The organism is Armatimonadota bacterium, from assembly GCA_031081675.1.
Lineage (GTDB): Bacteria > Sysuimicrobiota > Sysuimicrobiia > Sysuimicrobiales > Kaftiobacteriaceae > Calidihabitans > Calidihabitans tengchongensis.
Genome location: JAVHLZ010000032.1, coordinates 1 through 20,681, shown reverse-complemented (window position 1 = coordinate 20,681; position 20,681 = coordinate 1). Strand labels below are relative to the sequence as shown.

The following is a 20,681-nucleotide window of genomic DNA, read 5'->3' as shown; positions in this document are numbered from 1 at the left end:
GCTACGCCTTCAGCAAGTTCCGCTTCCCGGGGCGCGACCTGCTGTTCGTCGCCATGCTGGCCAGCCTCATGGTGCCCTTCCAGGTGCGCATGATCCCCCTGTACCTGCTCAGCATCCGGCTGCACCTGACCGATACCCTGCTGGGGGTGGCGTTCCCCTGGCTGTTTGATGCCTTCGGCATCTTCATGATGCGCCAGTTCATCCAGACCATCCCCACCGACCTGATCGAGGCCGCGCGCATCGACGGCGCCGGGGAGGTCCGCATCTTCTGGACCATCGTCCTGCCCCTGATCCGGCCGGCCCTGGCCGCCCTGGGCATCTTCACCCTGGTGGGGAACTGGGAGGAGTTCCTCTGGCCGCTGATCGTCACGTCCTCCGACGGCAGCCGCACCATCCCGGTGGGTCTGCAGCGCTTTTCGGAGCAGTACATGTCCAACATCCACTGGCAGATGGCCGGAGCCACGGTGGCGGTGGCGCCCCTGATCATCGCCTTCTTCTTCTTCCAGAAGCAGTTCATCCAGGGCATCGCCCTCACGGGACTGAAGCAGTGACCGATACGGCGCGCGGACGCGGGCGGACGCGACACACCCGGGCGGGAGCGCCGGACCGCGGGAAGGCGGCATCGCGGCCCCGCGACGGCCCGGGCGGCCCCGGACCCGCGGAAGTCCCGTTCCTGACGCGGCCCCTGCCCGCCCGGTTCGCCCCGGCCGTCCCGACCGCCAACGATTACGTGGCCCTGCCCGATCTGGCCCCCGACGGCAGCCTGGGCAGCCTGCAGGTCCTGTCGGCTGCCGCCCGCGGGCTGGTGGGGGTGGAAGGATCACCGCTGTTGCGACCGCTGGCGGGCGGCACGCTCCGCCGTCGCCCGGTATGGGAGCGGGTGGACGGGTGGATCCCCCGCTTTCGCTGGTCGTCGGCCGACCTGTCGCTGACCGAGACCGTGCTGGCCCCGCCCGACCACAAGGGCATCGTCATCCTCCTCGAGGTGGAGGCCCGGCGCTCTGTGCGGGTGGAGGCGGGCCTGGCCGGCCAGTGGGACCGGACCACCTACACTCTCTTCCACACCCGCACGCTCCCGGTGACGGCGGCCGCCCGGATCGACCCCTGGACCCGCAGCGTCAGCCTGGAAGCCCTGGGCCCTCTGCCGGTGGTGGCGTGGGCGGTGCACCCGGTTCCGGACGTGCGGCCGCAGGTGGAGCGCTCCCGCGACCGGATCTCGCTGCGCCTGACGCGCCCCCTGCGCCTGCGCCGCGGCCAGCGGGAGGTGATGGCATTCTACGTCGGCGTCGGCGCCGAAGCCGACGGGGCCCGGACCACCGCCGTGGACCTGCGCCGGCGCGGGTGGGAGACCCTGCTGGCGGAGACCCGGAGCCGGCTGGCACCCCTGCAGGCGGGGGGGTCCGGACGGCTGGGGGCTCTGTATACCCTCAACCTCCTGTTCAACCGCTTTTTCACCTGTGGCCGGACCATCGACACCGAGCAGTGGGTGTGGGTGACCTCCCGCAGCCCCCGCTACTACGTCTGCGCGGCCTTCTGGAGCCGCGACGCCTTCCTGTGGTCCCTGCCGGGGCTGGTCCTCGCCGACCGGGACGTCGCCCGGGAGGTGGTTCTGTACGCGTGCCGGACTCACTGGCGCAACGCCGGAATGCACGCCCAGTACGTGGATGGGTCGGTGATCTACCCCGGCTTTGAGCTGGACGAGCTGGCGGCCTTTCCGGTGGGCGTGGGGACCTACCTGCGCGCCACCGGCGATGAGTCGATCCTCGACGACCCCGCGGTCCGGCAGGTCCTGGCCGACTACCCCGCCCGCCTGGACGCCTGGCGCGGACCGTGCGGACTGCACGCCACCTTCCTGGACCCTTCCGACGATCCCGTCGTCTACCCGTACCTGACCTATGACAACGTCCTCGCCTGGCGGGGACTGCTGGATGCGGCCCAGATGTGCGAGCGCCTGGGGTGGCGGGAGCAGGCTGCGTCGGCGCGGCGGGCGGCCGACGATCTGCAGCGGGCCGTGCGCGCCCACTGCATCGTGCCGGGCCCGGACGGGCCCATGTTCGCGTGGGCGGTGGACGGGCAGGGGGGATACCAGCTGTACGACAACCCTCCCGGCAGCCTCGTCCTGCTCGCCCACCACGGCTTCTGCGCCCCCGACGACCCGGTGTACGCGGCCACCGTCGCCTGGATCCGCTCGCCCGCCAACCCCTGGTACGTGGCCGGGACGTTCGGCTCGCCCGCCTCAGCCCACTCGCCGGATCCCTGGCCGATGGCCGCCGCCAACGACCTGCTGGCGGGCCGCGCCGACGCGCTGCAGTGGCTGCGGGAGGCGGAGATGGACGGAGGCATCGCCTGCGAGACGGTGGACGCCCGCACCGGCCGGGTGAAAACGGGGGCGGCGTTCGCCACCTGCGCCGGACTCCTCGCCGCCGCCCTCGCCCTGCACCGGGACCGCTGGGCGTGAGGCCGGTGGCCGGCCCGCCGCTTCCTTCCGATTACTACCACGCCTTGCTGGGCAACGGCGTGGACGCGGTGCTGATCGGCTACACCGGGTCCATGGTGGCTGATCGGATCCACGGACCCGACCGCTGCTACTGGTACAAGGCCGACCGGTACTACCCGCCCGACATCCCGGTCCTGCCGGCGCTGGACCGGCGGATCCTGCTGGGGCCGCACTTCCGCCCTCAGCCGGGGGAACCCTGGTTCGAGCTGGCACCCCTCGCCCGGGGATGGTACGACCCGGGCGAGTCGCTCCGGTCGTCCCGCCAGCGATTTGACCCCACCGCCGCCTGCCTGACCACCACCCTCGCGGTGGCCGGCGGCCCCGTGCGCGTCACCACCTTCCTCCACGCCCGGCTGCCGGTGCTGGTGGAGCGGTACGCGTTCCCCGACCGCCGGGCGGTCCGCTTCTGGGCCGCTCCGGGCCCGTGGGTGCCCGAGCCCGACGACCTCCCGCCGCACCGGGAGGCGCAGCCGCTGCCCTCGGCGCGCCCGGTGTGCCTGTTTCGGGTGGGAGACGTCCGGGTGGCCATCGCCATGGTCACCGACCCCCCGCCCCGGCGGTGGGGCGCCGAAGGCGAGGCGATCTGGGTGGAGGTGGACAGCCCCCGTATCACGCGCTACCTGATCGTGGCGGACGACCGCGAAGAGCGCCTCCCTCTTGTGAGCCTGGAGGCGATCCTGGAGCGCATCCTGGATGCGGTGGACCGCGAGGGGGCCGAGGGCCTGTGGTCGTCCCACCGGGAGGTCTGGGCCGCCTACCACGCGCGGTCCGCGCGCCTGGACATCCCCTCGCCGGCGCTGGCCCGCGTCCATGCCCAGACGGCGTACCAGCTCCGGGCGGTGCAGCATCCCGCCTCGGGAGCGCTGCCGGTGAACGTTCTCCGCTCCACCTGGTCGTCCCACATCTTCTGGGACGCCGCATTCCTGCACCTGGCGCTGCTGCAGATGGGCCACCGGGAGGAGGCGGAGCGGGCGTGCGGATTTCTGGACCGCCTGCGCCCCGCCGCCGCCCGGGCGGCCCGGGACTACGGGGCCCGGGGGCTGAAATACGAGTGGGAGATCACCCACGACGGGCGGCCGGCGTACGGCGTCCACCGGCATCTGGTGCACCAGGTGCACAACAACGGCGCCTACAGCCTGATGTGCTGGCATCAGTACCGGTGGACGCGCGACATCCGCGTCCTGCGCGCGCTGTACCCGGTGATGGCGGGGATCGCCGACTTCTACATGAGCGGGGTGGTCCGTCCCGGACCGCGCCTGCGCCCGCTCACCGGAATCGCGGAACTGGCCGAGCCGGTCGCGCTGGACGCCGCGACCCTGGCCAGCGTGGTGCGCGCCCTGCGGGTGGCGCGCCGGGCGGCAGACATCCTGGGGAGGGACGCGGAGCGCGCCCGCCTGTGGGAGGCGGTGGCGGATGGGCTGGCCGGGCTGTGGGGGTCGCTGATCGCGGACGGCGTGCTGCGCGCCACCGAGCAGGGCGATCTGTCCTGGGGCGTGCTGCCGGCCTGTTCGCTGATGGAAATCTTCCCGCCCGACGACCCGGTGGTGGCGCGCACCGTGCGGGCGTTCGTGGCGGCATCCACCAACCCCCGCCACGGCATCGTGGGCCACGGCGCCCGTGGCCGCGGACCGCGGGACGGGTTCCCCTGGGCGGCCGGGTGGGCGGCCGCCGTTCTGGCGTCGGCCGGAGCCCCGCAGGAGGCGTGGGCGATCCTGCGGCCGGTGGAGCAGGCCGTCTGCGTGCACGGCGGCCTGCCGGAGAAAGTCTACGAGGACGGATCGTGGAACATGCAGTACTTCACCACCGCGCAGGCGGCGGTGTGCCTGGCCCTGCACGCGCTGGTGGCCCACCGGGTCCGGGACGCCATCCGCATCCAGGCGCCCCCGTGGCCCGAGGGGGAGTTCTCCGGCCTCCACCTGGAGGGCCTGGTCCTCCGCGGCGCGTGGAGCCGGGGGCGGCCTGTGGCGTGCACCGTGGCCAACGCGTGCGCCGTCCCCCTCCGGCAGGCCGTGGAGATGGGCGGGGACCGCAGGGTGGTGGACCTCGCCCCGGGCGAGGAGGTCACGCTGCTGTAGGCCATGCGCATCGCGATTCTGGCGCCGATCGCCTGGAACATCCCGCCGCGGGCCTACGGCCCCTGGGAGGCGGTGGCCGGTAGCCTCGCCGACGGCCTGGCGTCCAGGGGAGTGGATGTCACCCTGTTCGCCACCGCCCGCGCCCGCACCCGCGCCCGGCTGGTGGCCACGGTCCCCGCCCCGTACCGGGAAGACCCCGTCTGGGACCCGCGGGTGGCCGAGACCCTGCACTGGGCCGCGTGCTTCGAGCGCGCCGGGGAGTTCGACATCATCCACAACCACACCAACTGCTACCCGCTGGCCTTCACCCCGCTGATCCGCACGCCGGTGGTCACCACCCTGCACGGGTCGGCGCTGCTGGAGCCGTGGACCCATCCGCTGTACCGGCGGTTCCGCCACCTGCCCTACGTGTCCATCAGCAACGCCGAGCGGGCCGGGCTGCCGGAGCTCAACTACGTGGCCACCGTCTACAACGGCATCGACCTGGCGCAGTTCACCTTCCGCCCCCACCCCGGGTCCTACCTGGTGTTCCTGGGGCGGATGTCGGCGGCCAAGGGCGTGCACCTGGCCATCGCCATCGCCCGGCGGGCGGGCGTCCCCCTGCGGATCGCGGCCCACATTCCGCCCGACGAGCGGGACTACTTCGACCGCATGGTGCGGCCGCAGCTGGGCCCGGGCGTCGAGTTCGTGGGGGAGGTCGGGCCGCCCGAGCGCGACGTCCTGCTGGGGGGCGCGCTGGCGCTGCTGCATCCCACCACGGTCCCCGAACCGTTCGGCCTCACCCTGGTGGAGGCCCAGGCCACCGGGACGCCGGTGATCGGCTTCAACCGGGGGGCCGTTCCCGAACTGGTGCGGGACGGCGAGACGGGCTTTGTCGTGGAAGACGTGGATCAGGCGGTGCGGGCGGTGGCCCGGGTGGGGGCGCTGGACCGGCGGCGATGCCGGCAGTGGGTGGAGGAGCACTTCACGGTGGACCGCATGGTGGACGGCTACCTGGAGGTGTACCGGCGCCTGCTCGGGGGTGATGCGGGACGGGGTACAATGGAGGCGGACGCGCCGCCATGGCCGGCCTGACCGCCTCGACCGCATCCCTGGCCGAGGTCCTCGACCGCCTGACCGTCGAGGGCGAGCTGTACCGGCGGCTTCCCGGGGGCAAGGTCGCCTGCTACGCCTGCGGCCACCGGTGCGTCATCTTCCCGGGCCGCCGCGGGATCTGCCAGGTGCGGTTCAACGACGGCGGGGTGCTGCGGGTCCCCTGGGGATACGTGGCGGCCCTGCAGTGCGATCCCACCGAGAAGAAGCCGTTCTTCCACGTCCTGCCGGGCTCGCGCACGCTCACGTTCGGCATGCTGGGATGCGACTTCCACTGCAGCTACTGCCAGAACTGGCTCACCTCCCAGGCCCTGCGGGATCCGGCGGCCGGCGTGGAGCCGCTGCCCATCACCCCCGAGCAGATGGTGGCGCTGGCCCGGCGGGAGGGCGCGGCACTGGTCGGCAGTTCCTACAACGAGCCGCTGATCACGTCCGAGTGGGCAGTGGCCATCTTCCGGGCGGCCCGGGCCGCCGGCCTGCGCACCTGCTACGTGAGCAACGGCAACGCCACGCCCGAGGTGCTGGCCTACCTGCGGCCCTGGACGGACTGCTTCAAGGTCGACCTGAAAGCCTTTGACGACCGGCACTACCGGATGCTGGGCGGCACCCTGGAGAACGTCACCCGCACCATCCGCCTGGTCTACGAGATGGGGTTCTGGCTGGAGGTGGTGACGCTGGTGGTCCCCGGCTACAACGACAGCGCTGACGAGCTGCGCGCCGCCGCATCCTTCATCGCCTCGGTCTCACCGCTCATCCCCTGGCATGTCACCGCCTTCCACCCGGACTACCGCATGACCGACCGGGCAGGCACGCTCCCCCAGACGTTGATGCGGGCGGCCCGCATCGGCGAGGAGGCCGGCCTGCGGTACGTGTACGCCGGCAACCTCCCCGGCCAGGTCGGCCGCTACGAGCACACCTTCTGCCACCACTGCGGCGCGCTGCTGGTCGAGCGCTGGGGCTATACCATCCTCCGCAACCGCCTGACGCCTCACGGCGGCCGCTGCCCCGACTGCGGGACCACCATCCCCGGCATCTGGGCGTAGGAGTCCCGGCCCCTCCGTCACGTCCCCTTTTCGTGCGTCACAGGAGAAGGCGGCTCGACACCTCCCTCTGCTTCTGCTGTGATCAAAAAGACAATCTTCCCCCGCGGTGACTGTCACCGGGATGGGGCGGGGGGCCGGGGGATTGAGGGGGGGAACGGTGTCGCGCCCTCCGCGCCCGGTGTTCGCCGGCGCCATCTACCACATCACCGCCCGGGGTAACAACGGGGGCGCCCTGTTTGCCGACGATACCGACCGGTATCGCTACCTCACGCTGCTGGCCGCGGCGCTGCGGCGGGCGGACGCGTGCGTGCTGGCCTACGTCCTGATGACCACCCACGTCCACCTGGTCCTGCAGACCCGTCAGCCCAACGTCTCGCCGCTCATGCAGTGGCTGCACACCCGGCACGCCCGGCAGTTCAACCGCCGCCACGGGCGGATGCATCACCTGTTCGGTGACCGCTTCGGCAGCCGGCTGATCACCGACGACGCCTACCTGGTGGAGGTCACCATCTATGTGCATCTCAACCCGGTGCGGGCGGGGATGGTGGGGCACCCGGGCGACTACCCGTGGTCCAGCTATCCGGCCTACGCGGGAAGAGGGCCGCACCTGGCGGACCCTCGCCGGGTGCTGGAGCTCCTGGGGCCGGACCTGCGGGCCGCCCGCCGGGCCTACCTGCTGCGGGTCGTGGACGCCCTGGCCCGCGACCGCGACGAGGCGCGCCCGCCCGGCCGCGTCAGTCCGACGGGGTCGCCCACCGCCGCAGGAGGTCCTCGCTGAGCGCGCCCTCCCGGCAGATCTGCGCGTAGACCCAGGCGCTGGGCCGCACCGTCCGCGCCTGGGTGAGAGGGTCCACCGCCACCAGGCCGAATTTGAGGCTCCACCCTTCCGCCCACTCAAAGTTGTCCACCAGGGACCAGTAGTAGTACCCTCGCACCGGCACCCCGTCCTGGAGCGCCCGCCACAGCCACGCCAGGTGGCGGACGATGAAGCGGGGGCGCTGGTCATCGTCGGCGTCGGGGATGCCGTTTTCGGTGACGTAGACCGGCAGCCCCAGCCGCGCGCAGGACCGCACCACCCGGTACAGCCCCTGCGGATACACCTCGCCGTACCCCCCGTCGCTCATCTCGCACCCGGGCGGGTGGAAGTGGCGGCCGAACAGACGGCGAGGATAGCGCGGATCGAACGCCACCAGGTCGCGGGTGTAGTAATTCACCCCCACAAAGTCCAGCGTCCCCTCGGCCCCGGGAAACCGCTGGCGCCAGGGAAACGCTTCCACCCGCCCTTCGGTGACGGCCTGGACGAACGCCCAGTTCAGCAGCCGGTCCCGCACCGCCGCGGCCCACCGGTCCGGCGCGCGGGGACGGGCGGGGTCAAAGAGACGGAAGTAGTTGGCGAACCCCACCCGGGCGTGGGGCTGGACCCGGTGGATGATGCGGTAGGCGGCCGCGTGGGCGCGCACCAGCCCGGCGGCCGCGCGCAGAGCCCGCCGCAGCGAGCGGTGACCGGGTGGCCAGCGGCCCGCCGTATAGGCGCTGAACACCCACCCCATCGGCTCGTTGACGGTGCACCACAGGGAGGTGAACTCGGCCAGGGCCGGGACCACCTGCTCCACAAACCGCGCAAACAGGTCCGGGGCGTCCGGCGCTTCCCACCCGCCCCGCCGCGCAAACCACTGGGGGGTGGTGAAATGGTGCAGCGTGACCATCGGCTCGATCCCGCGTTCGCGCAGCGCCCGCAGCATCCGGCGGTAACGGTCGACCGCCGCCTCCTCCCACCGGCCGGGGGCGGGCTGGATCCGGCTCCACTCCACCGACAGCCGGTGTCCCGTCTGGTGCAGGCGGGCCGCCAGATCGAAATCCTCTTCGGCCCGCTCCCACCACCCGCACGCCGCCCCGGAGCGGTCCCCGCCGCGGATGCGGCCGGGCTGCTGTTCCCACTCCCACCAGTCGGCGTGCACGTTGTACCCCTCCACCTGGTAGGCGCTGGTCGCCGTGCCCCAGATGAAGCCGGGAGGAAACACCCGCGGGCCGCGGACGCGCACACGGGGACGTTCCTCCCCCGGCCGGCTCCGTCCCTGCTCCCGGACAGTGTATGATGACTGATGTGTCCAGCCATTTCAGCTGCATCGGCTTCCCCGTCGCCGATATGGCGGCCTACTGGGCACTGGCCCGCCGGGCCGCCGCCCAGGGGGTGCGCCTGGAGCTGGCCGACGGCAGCGCGCTGGTCCGCTGGCAGACCGGAGGGGGGCCGGAGATCTGGGCGCAGGTGGACGCGCGGGGCGAGGTCACCGGCGCCACGCCGTTCTTCGCCAGCGGCACCGCCCACCGGGTGGCGGTCACGGGTCTGGGCGAAGACCCCGATACGCCGCTGGAAGGATGGGTGGACGGGTGGATGGAGCCCACCGAGGACGACGAGCCCTACTCGGGGGTGTTCCCCCTGCGGGTGACGCTGGTGGACTTCGCGCTGGCCCGGCCGCGCCTGGCGACGCTGCGGGGGGTGGTGCGTCTGGAAATTGCCGCCCTCGCCCACGAGGCGGATCTGTATCCCGACCTGACCGCCTACCGCAATGCTCCCGACGACGTCTACCGCCCACCGGCGGAGACCTTTGCCGCCACGGCGCACGCCGGCGTCGACGACACGCCCGGCCTTCAGGAAGCCTCCGCCCTGATCGCCGGGCAGGTGACCCAGGCGCGCCTGCTGATCAACCCGGTCACCGAGGAACCCTATTGGTGGGTGCAGGTGCGGACGCGGGGGGTCGTGCTCCACGCCCTGGCCGACCGCGACACCCTCGGCCGCGATCCCCGGCCGGGCAACGTGCTGCTGGGCAGCTTCTGGCTGGTGGGGCGGACCGTGTGACGGCTACTCGCCGAACATCACCGCCTCGTCCGCCCGCGGGTACTCGTACAGCTCCGCCTCGGCAAACCACAGGGGGATTTCCAGGGCCGCTTCCTCCACCGAGCCCGAGGCGTGGATGAGGTTGCGCACCGGCCGCTTCATCAGGTTGGCGACGGTAGGCGAGTCCACCGAGAAGTCGCCCCGGATGGTGCCGGGCGCCGCGCGATACGGCAGGGTGTCTCCCACCAGCTTGCGCACCACCGACACGGCGTGCACCCCCTCCAGCACCAACGCCACCACCGGGCCGCTGGACACGTAGTCGATCAGCCACTGGCGCACCTGGCGGCCGATCTCCACCGGATCGTCGGTGCCCGTCTGCTGCCGCACGTCCAGGCCATAGCTGGCAAACGCCTCCCGGGTCTTGCCGCCGATGGTCCGCAGGAACCCTTCGTCCCGGGGATAGTGCCGGTCCAGCAGCGCCCGATCCGGCCACACCATCTTCAGGCCCACCAGCTTCAGGCCGGCCCGCTCAAAGCGGCCGATCACCTCGCCTACCAGGCCGCGCTGGACCCCGTCAGGCTTGACGAACACCAGGGTGCGCTCGCGCCGGATCTCCTTCATCCGCATCCTCCCGCCGCGGGTGAGTGGTCGTTCCGGGGTCAGAAGCCGATGGCGCAGCCGTCCACCCGCGGATCCGATCCCGCCCGGTACACCGCGCCGTCCACCAGGACGGCCTGGCAGGCCCCGCCGGCCTCCATCTCGCCCATCTCCCGGACGGCGTGGCCCCACTGCGCCAGCTGGTCCACCGTCTGCGGCGGGAAACCCGCTTCCAGGCGCAGCTCATAGGGCGCCGGCCGGCCGGCCGGATCGGTGCCCGGCAGGCTCAGCCACCGGGGGACCTCCACCGCCTCCTGGATGCCCATGCCGCCGTCGACGATGTGGCTGAAGACCTGGGTATTCCACTGGGGCTGGCCGTCGCCTCCGGGAGTGGCCCACGCCAGCATCGGACGGCCGCCGCGGCAGGCCAGAAACGCCATCAGCGTGTGCATGGTGCGCTTGCCGGGCGCGATGCAGTTGGGGTGGCCCGGCGTCAGCTCAAACCCCCGCCCGGCCCGGTTGTTGAGCAGGATACCGGTCCCCTCCACCACCTCGGCGCACCCGAAGCTGGCCGACAGGCTGGTGATCCAGCACACCACGGTGCCCTCGGCGTCGGCGGCCACCAGCGCCGTGGTGTCACCCACGGCCTCCCGCACCATCCCCGCGGCCACCTCCGTGGCCGCCCGCTGCGGATCGATGGCCTGCCGGCGGCGGGCGGCGTACTCCTTGGACAGGAGGGTCTGCAGAGGATTGGTCACAAAGCGCGGGTCGCCCAGGAAGGCCAGCCGGTCGGCGAACGCCAGCTTCTTGGCCTCCACCATCAGGTGCACCGCGCGCGCCGTGCCCCAGCGCAGGTCCCCGGGCGCGAACCCCTCCAGGATGTTGAGCATCTCCAGCGCGATGATCCCCTGGGAGGGAGGCGCCGTGGTATACACCGTCAGCCCGCGGTAGGTGGTGGACAGCGGCGGGTACACCTCGCAGTGGTGCTCGGCGAACTCCCGCTCGGTGAGCAGCCCGCCGTGGGCCTGGCAGTAGGCCGCCAGATGGCGCGCCAGCGGACCCCGGTAGAACGCCTCCGCGCCGCCCTCGCCCACGATCCGCAGGCTGGTGGCCAGATCCGGGTTGACCAGGATCTCCCCGGGCTGCGGCGGGCGGCCCCGGGGGAGGTAGATGCGGGCGGTGGAGGGATACCGGGCGATCTCATCGGCGGCCTGGGCGATCCACCGCGCCACCGTGGGCGCCACCGGGAACCCCGTCTCGGCGTAGGCGGCGGCGGGCTGCAACAGCTGCGCCAGCGAGAACCGGCCCGACCCCCAGCGGGCCAGGGCCGTCGCCATGGCGTCCACGGCCCCCGGCACGGCCACCGACAGCATTCCGCGCAGGGGCATGCGGCGGTGGCCTCGGGAGAGAAACCACTCGGGGGTGGCGGCATAGGGGGCCACCCCGCTGCTGTTGAGCGCCCACGGCTGGCCGTCGGCGGCGCGCCACACCAGGGCGAAGGTGTCCCCGCCCAGTCCCGACATCATGGGCTGGACCACGCCCAGCACCCCGGCGGCCGCCACCGCGGCGTCCACGGCGTTGCCGCCGTCCATCAGCACCCGCAGCCCCGCCGCCGACGCCAGCGGGTGGCCGGTGGCGATCACCCCGGACCGCGCGATGACCTCCGCCCGGCTCAGCCGTCCCACACGCTCACCTCCGCCTCGCAGGCCAGCGTACAGTTCGCTTTTGCCGGTACGCCGGTCCTTCCGCACAGGACGGCGCAGGGCCGACCGGCGGGCGCAGCGAATCCCGCTGCCCGTGACGACAGACCGGTCCCGGCCGCAGTCCGCCCGCGCGCGGCAGTTCGTCCGCCGCCTGCTGCGCTGGTATGCCCGCCGGGGACGCGACCTGCCCTGGCGGCGGACGCGCGACCCCTATCGCATCCTGGTCTCCGAGATCATGCTCCAGCAGACCCCGGTGGCGCGGGTGCTTCCCAAGTACCGCGAGTGGCTGCGCCGGTATCCCACCTGGCAGACCCTGGCGCGCGCCACGGCGCGAGACGTCCGGGAGGCGTGGTATCCTCTGGGCTACAACGCCCGCCCGGTCCGCCTGCGAAACATCGCCCGGATCGTGGTGCGCCGGTACGGCGGGCGGCTTCCCGCGAGCCGCGACGCGTTGCTGCGGTTAGATGGGATCGGTCCCGCGACGGCGGGGGCGCTCCTGACCTTCGCCTTCGGGGGCGCCGAGCCCATCGTGGACACCAACGTGCGCCGCGTCCTCACCCGCGCGTTCTACGGAGGGCGGGCAGTCCCCGAACGGGCCCTGTGGGACCTGGCGGCTGACCTGGTCCGGCGCGCCGACGCCTACGACCTCAACCAGGCACTGATGGACCTGGGCGCGATGGTGTGCCGGGCGCGCCGCCCGCGCTGCCCGGACTGCCCGGTGCGGGCTGCGTGCGCCGCCTGCGGGCGGGCGGATCTCCGGGCCTCCGGCTCCCGGTGATGCCGCCGCGCCCTCCGAGGCTGCGGCCAGATCGCCTCTGTGGGGCGCTCCACCGTGTCCCCTGCGCCCTTTCCCGGGGGAGAGGCAAACAGAGAGTGCGTCCCTATTGTGACTTCGAGCCGGTTCTGCGTCCGGAGGACGGCGGCCGGCGGGGCCGCATCCAGGGAGGCTGTCCCCGGTAGGGCGCCGCCGGGCACAGCCTGCTCAGCGGGCAGGCGGCGCAGCGGGGCGCGCGGGCGGTGCACACCTCCCTGCCGAAGTAGATCAGTCGCAGCGACACCGCGGCCCACTGGTCCCGGGGAATGAGGGTGAGCAGTTCCCGCTCGATCTCCTCCGGGTCGTCGGTGGCCACCAGACCCAGACGCCGGGTGACCCGCCGCACGTGGGTATCCACCACAATGCCCATCCCGTCGGAGGGATCGTCCCCGGATCCCCACGGCTCCAGCCGCTTGGCCGCCAGGAGCACGTTGGCGGTCTTGCGGCCCACACCCTCCAGGGTGAGCAGGTCGTCCATGGTCAGGGGCACGGTACCCCCGAAGCGCTCGACGAGGGAGCGGCTGAGCGCCATCAGCGCCCGCGCCTTCTGCCGGAAGAAGCCCGTCGGGCGGATGAGCCGCTCCAGCTCGCGCGGGTCGGCGTCAGCCAGGTCGCGGGGTGTCGGATACCGGGCCAACAGCGCCGGGGTGACCCGGTTGACCATGGCGTCGGTGCACTGGGCCGAGAGCACGGTGGCCACCAGCAGCTGGAAGGGATCCCGGTGATGCAGCGGCACGCGCACCTGAGGGTAGCGCCGCTCCAGGACCTCGAGGATGCGCGCCACCCTCCGGCGCCGGGCGGATAGCGACTCCGCCCGGGCTCCGCGGGCTGTGCCTACCCGCTTTCCGATACCCACGGCGGTTCCCCCCCCGACCCGCAGGCCGGGCCGGGGGGACATTATGCGGGCGGGCGCGCCCCTCCTCCCCCCGGGACCGCCGGCCGGCGCGCGGTGTGCAGCACGGCGATGCCGCCGCTCAGGGCGCGGTAGGCCACGTCGTCAAACCCGCAGCGGCGGATCATGCCGGCCAGCGCATCGGGATCCGGCCACCGGCGGATGGAATCGCGCAGATATCGGTAGGCATCCGGTCGTCCGGTGAGCCGCCCGCCCACGGGCACCAGGACCACCCGGGAGTACAGGTCATACAGCCGGCGCAGCAACGCGCCCGCCGGGCGGCCGAACTCCAGCACCACCAGGCGTCCGCTCGGGCGCAGCACCCGGTGACACTCTGCCAGCGCACGGGGGGGATCGGCGACGTTGCGCAGTCCGAAGGCGATGGCGGTCGCATCCACCGATCCGTCGGCCAGGGGCAGCCGGCAGATGTCGGCCCGGACCAGCGCGGCCGGGGCATCTCCCAGGCGGCGCGCGGCCCGCTCCAGCATGCGGGGTGCCACGTCCACCGCCACCACCCGCGCGCCCGCATCCGCGGCGGCGGCCAGCAGATCGCCCGTCCCGCAGCAGGCGTCCAGGAACGTGTCCCCCGGTCGCAGGCGCGCCGCCCGCACCGCGGCGCGCTTCCACCGCAGGTGCAGCCCGAGGCTCAGCAGGTGGTTGGCCAGGTCGTAGCGGCCGGCGACGGCGTCGAACATCTCCCGGACCCGGGCGGTGTGCGCATCCGCCGGAGTGCGGTCCGGGAGATCTTCCGGCACCGCGGGGGTCACCACCGGGCGGTCCAGACCAGCGCAGCCGCCAGCAGCCACCCGACCCGCCCGTGCAGCGAGGCCGCCTCCCGCACCCCCCGTTGGGTCAGGGTGAGCGGGTCCCCGCCGGCGCGCACCGCCTGCCACAGGCGGACCGCCTGCGGGATGGTCAGGGCGACCACCAGGGAGGCCGGCGGCAGGCGGGAGAGCAGCACGCCGGCTCCCACCGCCGCGTAGGTGCCCACCAGCAGCGCGGCCAGGTGGATCCGCGTGCCCCGGGGGCCCAGGACTGTGGCCAGGGTGCGCTTGCCGCGCTCGCGGTCGGTGCGCAGGTCGCGGAGGTTGTTCACGACCAGGATGGCGTCCACCAGGGCGGCCACCGGAAGCGCCGCCCACACGGCCGTCGCGCTCACCGTGCCGGTCTGGATGAAATACGCGCCGGCCACGATCACCAGCCCCATGAACACGAACACCACCAGATCGCCCAGGGCGCGGTACCCCAGCGGGACCGGCCCCCCGGTGTAGGCGTAGCCCGCCAGGACGCTGGCCGCCCCCACCGCCAGGACCGGCCACCCGCGGGCGGCCACCAGGACCAGGCCCAGCAGTCCGCTGGCCCCCACCAGGACCCACGCGCCGGTGCGCACCGCCCGGGGCGACAGCAGTCCCTGCTGGATCACGCCGCTGGGACCCACCGACTCGGGCGTGTCCACACCGCGGACGTGGTCGTAGTAGTCGTTGAACAGGTTGGTGGCGGCATGGATGCCCACCGAGGCCAGCAGCGCCGCCGCGCCCAGGCCGGGGTGAAACGCCCCGTCCCGCACGGCCGCCGCGGTGCCCACCAGCACGGGCGTCACCGACGCGGTGAAGGAGAACGGCCGCACGGCCTGCCACCAGACCCGCAGCCACCCCGGATGCTCCCCGCCCTCGCGGCCGGCGCCCGGAACCCACACATCGGCCGGCCCCGGACGCCACGGCAGAGCCATGCGCTCCAGCCAGTCCAGGGCGGCCGTGGCCGCCCACCCCAGGATGGCGGTGACGAGCAACCCGGCGAACATGGTGTCCACCGCGAAGATCTGGTACGACCGCCAGATGACAAACCCGATCCCCGCGTCCGATCCCAGCAGCTCGGCCCCCACGATCACGATCAGCGCGAACCCCATGCCCAGCTTCAGGCCGGTGAAGATCTGGGGCAGCGCCCCCGGCAGTGCCACGGTGGTGAACAGGCGCCAGCCGCTGGCGCCGTAGGCGCGGGCGATCTGGAAATAGGCCCGGTCCAGCCCCACCACCCCGGCCATGGTGTTCAGCAGGACCAGGAAGAAGATGCTGACCGCGACGATGGTCACCTTGCTGGCCTCGCCGATGCCGAGGTACACGATGATCAGCGGGTAGACGGCGATCTTGGGGATGGGGTACAGGGACGCCACCAGGGGCATCAGGGCCGCCCGCACCGGAGGCCACAGACCCATGGCCAGCCCCAGGATCACCGCGGGCAGCGCCCCGGCGGCAAACCCGACCAGGATGCGCCGCACGCTCACGCCCACGTGGAAGGCCAGCTCGCCGGTGGAGGCCAGGGTGGCCACGGTCCGCGCCACCGACGACGGCGGCGGGATGAAGCGCGGGTCGGCCAGGCCGGTGCGGCTGGCCAGCTCCCACAGGGCCAGAAAGGCCAGCGGAGACAGTGCGGTCAGCCAGCGGGAGGATCTCATCGGCGGCTGCGCAACACCTCCTCCCGCAACTCCTCCCACAGCCGGGCGCTGAGGACCCCGTAGTCCGGGTGGCGGCGGATCTGGCGGAACTCGCGGGGCCGGGGCAGCCGGACCGGCAGGTCGGCCTTGATGCGCCCCGGGGTGGCGCTCATCACCAGGACCCGGTCCGCCAGGCGCAGGGCCTCATCCAGGCTGTGGGTGACGAACAGGACCGTCATCCGGGTCTCCTGCCACAGCTGCAGGAGCTCGTCCTGGAGGATCAGCCGGTTCTGCTCGTCCAGGTTGGCGAAGGGCTCGTCCATCAGCAGGACCTGGGGTTCCACCGCCAGCGCCCGGGCGATGCTGACCCTCTGGCGCATGCCCTCGGACAGCTGGTAGGGGTAGCGGTCGGCCACGGCGGCCAGTCCCACCCGGGCCAGCTGGACGTCGGTGCGCGCCACGCACCCGGATGCCGGCACCCCCATATTGCGCAGGCCGTAGGCCACGTTCTCGCGCACGGTCAGCCAGGGCAGAGTACTGGTTCCCTGAAAGACGATGGCGGTCACCAGGCGCCCGCCCTGGCGGCGGGGCAGGCGGACGGTCCCGGCGGTGGGCGGGACCAGGCCCGCCAGGATGTGCAGCAGGGTGGTCTTTCCGCACCCCGAGGGCCCGATGAGGGCGCAGAACTGGCCGGGCTCCACCGTGAACGTCACCCCCTGCAGGGCCACGGTGGGCCCGCGGGCGGTGGGGAAGACCTTGGTCAGCCCGGCCACCTCGATGGCGGCCGCGGCGGCGGTGCCGACGGTCATCGCGGCGGCGCAAACGGGCCCAGGATCTGGAGGGCCTCCCGGACGTACGTGGTGTCGATGTACTGGGAGGGCTCCAGGGGCCTGTCGTAGGTCAGCGCTCCGCGCTTGCGGAAGAACTCCTGCAGGCGCTTGAAGTCGTTGAAGTTCATCTTCCCGTTGGGCTCGTGGTAGGGCGCCGCCGCCCTCTTGACCACCGCCGCCGGCACTCCCGTGTACTTCTCCACGATGCGGGCCACGTCGTCCCGGCGGTAGCCGTCGCCGAACAGGTCCCGACTGGCCCGCAGCCAGGCCACCATGAATCCCACCGCCTGCCGGGGGTGAGCCCGCATGAACTGCCCGCTGTAGTACAAGGCGGTGACCTGTACGCCGTCGATGAAGTCCTGGCTGAGCCGGTGGATCTGGCCGCGGTCCTCGGCCAGGGTGGCCAGGGGCTCGCCCAGCAGGCCCGCCGCGATGGCGCCGTTGGCCAGCGCCGCCGGCACCTCGGGGAAGTTCACGGCCACCAGATCCACGTCGTCAATGGTCAGTCCGCCGCGCAACAGGGCGCTGTGCAGCCAGAACTCGGTCGCCGAGCCCAGGACGTTGACCGAGACCTTGCGTCCCCGCAGGTCGCGCACGGAGCGGATCTCGCCGCTGTCCCACGCCTTCTTGCTGATCACCAGTGGCGTGCTGACCGGGGGGCGCTCCATGTGGACCGGGCCCACCACCTTGAAGTCCAGCCCCCGGGCGGCCGCGTTGAACAGCGCCGCGCCCAGGCCGCCCACCACCACCTCGGCCCGCCCGCCGGCCAGGACGGCGAACGACGATACCCCGCCCGGCGTCGTGATCAGCTCCACCTCGATCCCTTCCCGGGCGAAGTATCCGCGCTCGATGGCCACGTACAGCGGGGCGAAGATCAGCACCGGAACGTGGACCACCCGCAGCCGGACGGGTTGGGCCGCCGCCGGGATGGACATCGCGGCGGCCAGAGCCAGAGTCGCCGCCAGCACACCTGCCACCAGTCTGCGGCCGATCATCCTCTGAGCCTCCACTGTCCGCCGACCCGCACCAGATGGCGCCGGGGGACGATCCCGGTCTGCCGGTCGACGAAGGCGATCTCGTCGGTCTCGATGCGCAGCACGGGGTAGTCCGGTGAGGCGAAGTGCCGCTCGAATTCCGGGGCGGCGCGGGTCAGCCGGTCCCGAGCCCACGCCTCTTCCTCCCCGGTGACCACGCGGGCCGCGCCCGCCGCCTGCAGCCACGCCCGGGCCTCCCGGTCGTCCACCGCGAAGGCCACCCGGGGGTTGGCCCGCAGGTGCTGGAGGGTGCGGGCGTCGGCGCGCTGGCAGATGTAGATGTCCAGCTCGCGGGCCACGTAGAAGCTGCTGGCCGCCCAGGGTCGGTCCCGGTAGGAGGTGGCCAGAGTGCACACCCGGCGCGCCGCCAGGTGGGCCCGGGCGGCCTCCAGCACCTTCTGGGGTGCGATCTCCCCGCTCATGGTCGCGAGGGTGCGTCGGGGTGGGGGGCGCCGATGCTGCGCAGCAGGAGCGCGCGCAGCGCTGGCAGCCGCGCGATCAGGGGATCGCCATCCTCCAGCAGCCACTGGGCGATCACCTCGTTGCAGGCCCCCACCCAGGCCCGGGCGGCCAGAGCCGTGTCCTGGGGCGGGATCGACCCCTCCGCTACGGCGCGGTCCAGGTGGCGCTGGATGAGGGACGCGAACCGCCGATGGATCTCCAGGCGCGCCCGTTCGACTTCGGGGCCCACGCCCACCGCCTCCACCAGGAGGATGCGGGCCAGGCTCCGGTGCGCCGCCGCCGTCTCCAGGACCACGCGGAGGGCGGCGTCCACCTTGGCCAGGGCGCCCCGCTCGGCCCCGATGGCCTCCTCCACCGCCCTCTCCACCAGGTCGGCCAGGTCATGCATCAGGGTCAGAAAGACGTCCTGCTTGCTGGTGAAGTAGTGGTAGAAGGCGCCCTTGCTGGTTCCCGAAGCCGCCACGATGTCGTCGACGACCGCGCCGTGGTAGCCTTTGGAGGCGAACACCTCCATGGCCGCCTGCAGCAGCCGATCCCGGGTGGAGGGGCGCGCCGATACCGGGCTCATGGCAGGATCCCGTCTTCGCGACCGGGAATTAGACCGACGCGTCGGTCTGACGCCAGTCACGATAGCCCAGAGTGCCTCTGCCTGTCAATGAGGCAGGGGTCGGCCGGGGAGGAGATGGCCATGACCACCGCGCCCACCCTGCGGGGACCCAGGCTGTGGCTGCGGGCGTTTGTGGGGTTTTACCCGCCCCACGACCCCGCGGCGCGAGGTCTGGACCCTGTCGCGCGCTTCCTGTTTTCCGCCCGCAGCGTGATCCTGGTCATCTCCGCCCAGGCGGCCGTGATCGCCGGGCTGCTGGCGGCCGCCGCCCGCCGGTTCGACCTCCCGGCGTTCGCCCTGGTCCTGGTCGGGTTCGTCACCGCCCACATGATCAGCAACCTGCTCAACGACTACTTCGGATATCACCGCGGCGACGACACCCCCGACTCGCCGCGCATGCGCTACACCATGCACCCCTTCGCCGGCGGCGTCCTCGACCGGCGGACATTCCTGGCGGGGATGGCGATCCTGGCTGCGGTCGGCACCTCCATCGTGGCCTACTTCTGGATGCGCCGGGGTCCGCTGGCGCTGGCGTTCGCCGCCGCCGGGTTGCTGGTCCTGTACCTGTATGACGCCGCGCCACGGACGCTGAAGGACATCGGCCTGGGAGAGATCGCCGCCTTCACCGTCTGGGGCCCGCTGATGGTGGGCGGGGGATATGTCGTCATCACCGGGCAGATCCGGCCGGAGCCGTTTCTGGTCTCGGTCCCCTACGGGCTGGGGGTGATGTCGATCCTGATGGGCAAGCATATCGACCAGCTGGATTTCGACGCCCCCCACGGGCACCGCACCCTGCCGGTGATCCTGGGCGAGCGCCTGGCCCGGAGGTGCAACCAGGCCATCGTCGCCGGCATGTACGCCATCACGGCCCTGCTGATCGCCGCGGGTATTCTCACGCCCTGGGCGGCCCTGGTCGCCACCGCGGCCCCGCGCGGCTGGCAGGCGCTGCGGATCCTGGATCGCCCCCGGCCGTCCAGCCCCCCGCCGGGATATGTGGGCTGGCCCCTGTGGTATCACCGGGTCAGCCTGGTCCACAACCGCCGCTTCGGATGGGCGTACATCGGCGGGCTCGCCCTGGGCACGGCGGTCACGCTGTTGCGGTAGAAGCACCCCCCGACGACCCCAGCCCGCAATAAAACGGGCGTTGACAGTCGTCTGCATTTGCAAGAAGCGCCGCCTTGGAGGTGGCCGCCGGGTTTCGCCCGGAGCATGTCCGCCCCGGACACCCAGGCAGTTCCACCCGGCTACCCGGCGTTCTCGATCCCTGTGACTCCACTCTCTCGCCCTCCGGCCCGCGGGGGCGGAACAGGAGGCAGCGCGATGCGACCTGCCAGGCGGGTAGCGGGATCCGTGGTCTCCGCCGTGTTCCTCTGCGCGGCGCTTGGGGCGTCCGCGGCGTGGTCCCAGGCCCCGCGCGCCCAGGTGCTCGTTCTGAGCAACAGTTCCCCCCACATCTCGGTCATCGATGGCCAGACTCACCAGGTCATCCGGACCGCCGACGTCCCGGGGCTCAAGGCCTGGGGATACAACGACGCCAACAACTACTTCGACGGCCGGCACCTGTGGCTGGGGGCCGTCGACCCGGACACGCGCGAGCGCTTCGTGAATGTCCTGGACGTCGATTCGCTCCAGGTCGTCCGGAAGATCTCCCTGGGGGTTGACGGCTTCGGAATCTTCATCGGGCGCCTGTCGAAGCGCACGGGGACCGTCTTCGTCGCCAAGGGGCTCGCCCGGCAGCTGTACTCCATTGACCCCCGCACCTACGAGA

At 72.6% G+C, this 20,681-nt stretch carries 20 protein-coding genes; 10 read left to right on the top strand and 10 right to left on the bottom strand.

The features are described 5' to 3' along the window. The 6 genes from RB150_10480 to RB150_10455 form a co-directional block, all read left to right on the top strand. Window positions 1–551 (top strand): carbohydrate ABC transporter permease (locus RB150_10480; GenBank protein ID MDQ7820959.1); only part of this gene is annotated, 551 nt, incomplete at its 5' end. A 179-nt stretch (window positions 552–730) separates the two neighbouring features. Then, the gene (locus RB150_10475) at window positions 731–2,458 is read left to right on the top strand and encodes a glycoside hydrolase family 125 protein (GenBank protein ID MDQ7820958.1); all 1,728 of its coding nucleotides are present in this window, start codon (window positions 731–733) and stop codon (window positions 2,456–2,458) included. Beyond that, a complete protein-coding gene (locus RB150_10470; protein MDQ7820957.1) occupies window positions 2,455–4,572 on the top strand; it encodes a hypothetical protein in 2,118 nt (705 codons plus the stop codon). Before RB150_10475 ends, RB150_10470 begins: the two co-directional genes overlap by 4 nt. Window positions 4,573–4,575: 3 nt before the next feature. Further along, the gene (locus RB150_10465; GenBank protein MDQ7820956.1) at window positions 4,576–5,646 is read left to right on the top strand and encodes a glycosyltransferase family 4 protein; all 1,071 of its coding nucleotides are present in this window, start codon (window positions 4,576–4,578) and stop codon (window positions 5,644–5,646) included. Continuing rightward, the gene (gene amrS, locus RB150_10460) at window positions 5,634–6,707 is read left to right on the top strand and encodes an AmmeMemoRadiSam system radical SAM enzyme (GenBank protein MDQ7820955.1); all 1,074 of its coding nucleotides are present in this window, start codon (window positions 5,634–5,636) and stop codon (window positions 6,705–6,707) included. The genes RB150_10465 and amrS overlap by 13 nt, the downstream gene beginning before the upstream one ends. 157 nt (window positions 6,708–6,864) lie before the next feature. After that, a complete protein-coding gene (locus tag RB150_10455; protein ID MDQ7820954.1) occupies window positions 6,865–7,485 on the top strand; it encodes a transposase in 621 nt (206 codons plus the stop codon). Here RB150_10455 and RB150_10450 read toward each other — a convergent pair. Then, window positions 7,442–8,749: a glycoside hydrolase family 1 protein gene (locus RB150_10450; GenBank protein MDQ7820953.1), complete on the bottom strand. Its 1,308-nt coding sequence runs from the start codon at window positions 8,747–8,749 to the stop codon at window positions 7,442–7,444. The two genes, RB150_10455 and RB150_10450, sit on opposite strands and share 44 nt — an antisense overlap. A 53-nt stretch (window positions 8,750–8,802) precedes the next feature. On the opposite strand from RB150_10450, the gene RB150_10445 reads away from it, so the two are divergent. After that, window positions 8,803–9,564, top strand: a complete 762-nt coding sequence (locus RB150_10445) for a hypothetical protein (protein MDQ7820952.1) — start codon at window positions 8,803–8,805, stop codon at window positions 9,562–9,564. Between the two features lie 3 nt (window positions 9,565–9,567). Here the strand turns inward: RB150_10445 and RB150_10440 are convergent, their stop codons facing one another. Continuing rightward, complete coding sequence (locus RB150_10440) at window positions 9,568–10,164, bottom strand: nucleoside-diphosphate kinase (GenBank protein MDQ7820951.1); 597 nt, start codon at window positions 10,162–10,164, stop codon at window positions 9,568–9,570. A 38-nt stretch (window positions 10,165–10,202) separates the two neighbouring features. Further along, the gene (gene ggt, locus RB150_10435; protein ID MDQ7820950.1) at window positions 10,203–11,825 is read right to left on the bottom strand and encodes a gamma-glutamyltransferase; all 1,623 of its coding nucleotides are present in this window, start codon (window positions 11,823–11,825) and stop codon (window positions 10,203–10,205) included. A gap of 112 nt (window positions 11,826–11,937) precedes the next feature. Between ggt and RB150_10430 the strand changes: the two genes are divergently transcribed. Continuing rightward, window positions 11,938–12,621, top strand: a complete 684-nt coding sequence (locus RB150_10430) for an A/G-specific adenine glycosylase (protein MDQ7820949.1) — start codon at window positions 11,938–11,940, stop codon at window positions 12,619–12,621. 103 nt (window positions 12,622–12,724) lie between these two features. Here the strand turns inward: RB150_10430 and nth are convergent, their stop codons facing one another. The 7 genes from nth to RB150_10395 form a co-directional block, all read right to left on the bottom strand. Beyond that, entirely contained in the window at window positions 12,725–13,441 is a 717-nt protein-coding gene (gene nth / locus RB150_10425) for an endonuclease III (protein MDQ7820948.1), read from the bottom strand. A 113-nt stretch (window positions 13,442–13,554) separates the two neighbouring features. Further along, a complete protein-coding gene (locus tag RB150_10420; GenBank protein ID MDQ7820947.1) occupies window positions 13,555–14,355 on the bottom strand; it encodes a ubiquinone/menaquinone biosynthesis methyltransferase in 801 nt (266 codons plus the stop codon). Then, entirely contained in the window at window positions 14,313–16,001 is a 1,689-nt protein-coding gene (gene menA, locus RB150_10415; protein ID MDQ7820946.1) for a 1,4-dihydroxy-2-naphthoate octaprenyltransferase, read from the bottom strand. Before menA ends, RB150_10420 begins: the two co-directional genes overlap by 43 nt. Further along, window positions 15,998–16,789 carry an ABC transporter ATP-binding protein gene (locus RB150_10410; protein MDQ7820945.1) on the bottom strand — a complete coding sequence of 264 codons (792 nt, stop codon included), beginning with the start codon at window positions 16,787–16,789 and terminating at the stop codon, window positions 15,998–16,000. The genes menA and RB150_10410 overlap by 4 nt, the downstream gene beginning before the upstream one ends. Next, window positions 16,786–17,805: an ABC transporter substrate-binding protein gene (locus tag RB150_10405; protein MDQ7820944.1), complete on the bottom strand. Its 1,020-nt coding sequence runs from the start codon at window positions 17,803–17,805 to the stop codon at window positions 16,786–16,788. The genes RB150_10410 and RB150_10405 overlap by 4 nt, the downstream gene beginning before the upstream one ends. Next, window positions 17,802–18,266 carry a pyridoxamine 5'-phosphate oxidase family protein gene (locus RB150_10400; GenBank protein MDQ7820943.1) on the bottom strand — a complete coding sequence of 155 codons (465 nt, stop codon included), beginning with the start codon at window positions 18,264–18,266 and terminating at the stop codon, window positions 17,802–17,804. The genes RB150_10405 and RB150_10400 overlap by 4 nt, the downstream gene beginning before the upstream one ends. Further along, a complete protein-coding gene (locus RB150_10395) occupies window positions 18,263–18,874 on the bottom strand; it encodes a TetR/AcrR family transcriptional regulator (protein MDQ7820942.1) in 612 nt (203 codons plus the stop codon). Before RB150_10395 ends, RB150_10400 begins: the two co-directional genes overlap by 4 nt. A gap of 120 nt (window positions 18,875–18,994) precedes the next feature. On the opposite strand from RB150_10395, the gene RB150_10390 reads away from it, so the two are divergent. Together RB150_10390 and RB150_10385 are read left to right on the top strand one after the other, a co-directional pair. Continuing rightward, entirely contained in the window at window positions 18,995–20,017 is a 1,023-nt protein-coding gene (locus RB150_10390; protein MDQ7820941.1) for a prenyltransferase, read from the top strand. 216 nt (window positions 20,018–20,233) lie between these two features. After that, on the top strand, window positions 20,234–20,681 hold a 448-nt coding region (locus RB150_10385), incomplete at its 3' end, for a hypothetical protein (GenBank protein MDQ7820940.1).

Excerpts from the sequence above, each read along its gene's own strand:
- RB150_10440 (MDQ7820951.1), bottom strand. The coding sequence starts at position 10,164 with ATGAAGGAGATCCGGCGCGAGCGCACCCTGGTGTTCGTCAAGCCTGAC.
- RB150_10465 (MDQ7820956.1), top strand. The coding sequence starts at position 4,576 with ATGCGCATCGCGATTCTGGCGCCGATCGCCTGGAACATCCCGCCGCGG.
- RB150_10445 (MDQ7820952.1), top strand. The coding sequence starts at position 8,803 with ATGACTGATGTGTCCAGCCATTTCAGCTGCATCGGCTTCCCCGTCGCC.
- RB150_10400 (MDQ7820943.1), bottom strand. The coding sequence starts at position 18,266 with ATGAGCGGGGAGATCGCACCCCAGAAGGTGCTGGAGGCCGCCCGGGCC.
- RB150_10390 (MDQ7820941.1), top strand. The coding sequence starts at position 18,995 with ATGACCACCGCGCCCACCCTGCGGGGACCCAGGCTGTGGCTGCGGGCG.
- RB150_10395 (MDQ7820942.1), bottom strand. The coding sequence starts at position 18,874 with ATGAGCCCGGTATCGGCGCGCCCCTCCACCCGGGATCGGCTGCTGCAG.
- menA (MDQ7820946.1), bottom strand. The coding sequence starts at position 16,001 with ATGAGATCCTCCCGCTGGCTGACCGCACTGTCTCCGCTGGCCTTTCTG.
- amrS (MDQ7820955.1), top strand. The coding sequence starts at position 5,634 with ATGGCCGGCCTGACCGCCTCGACCGCATCCCTGGCCGAGGTCCTCGAC.
- RB150_10410 (MDQ7820945.1), bottom strand. The coding sequence starts at position 16,789 with ATGACCGTCGGCACCGCCGCCGCGGCCGCCATCGAGGTGGCCGGGCTG.
- RB150_10405 (MDQ7820944.1), bottom strand. The coding sequence starts at position 17,805 with ATGATCGGCCGCAGACTGGTGGCAGGTGTGCTGGCGGCGACTCTGGCT.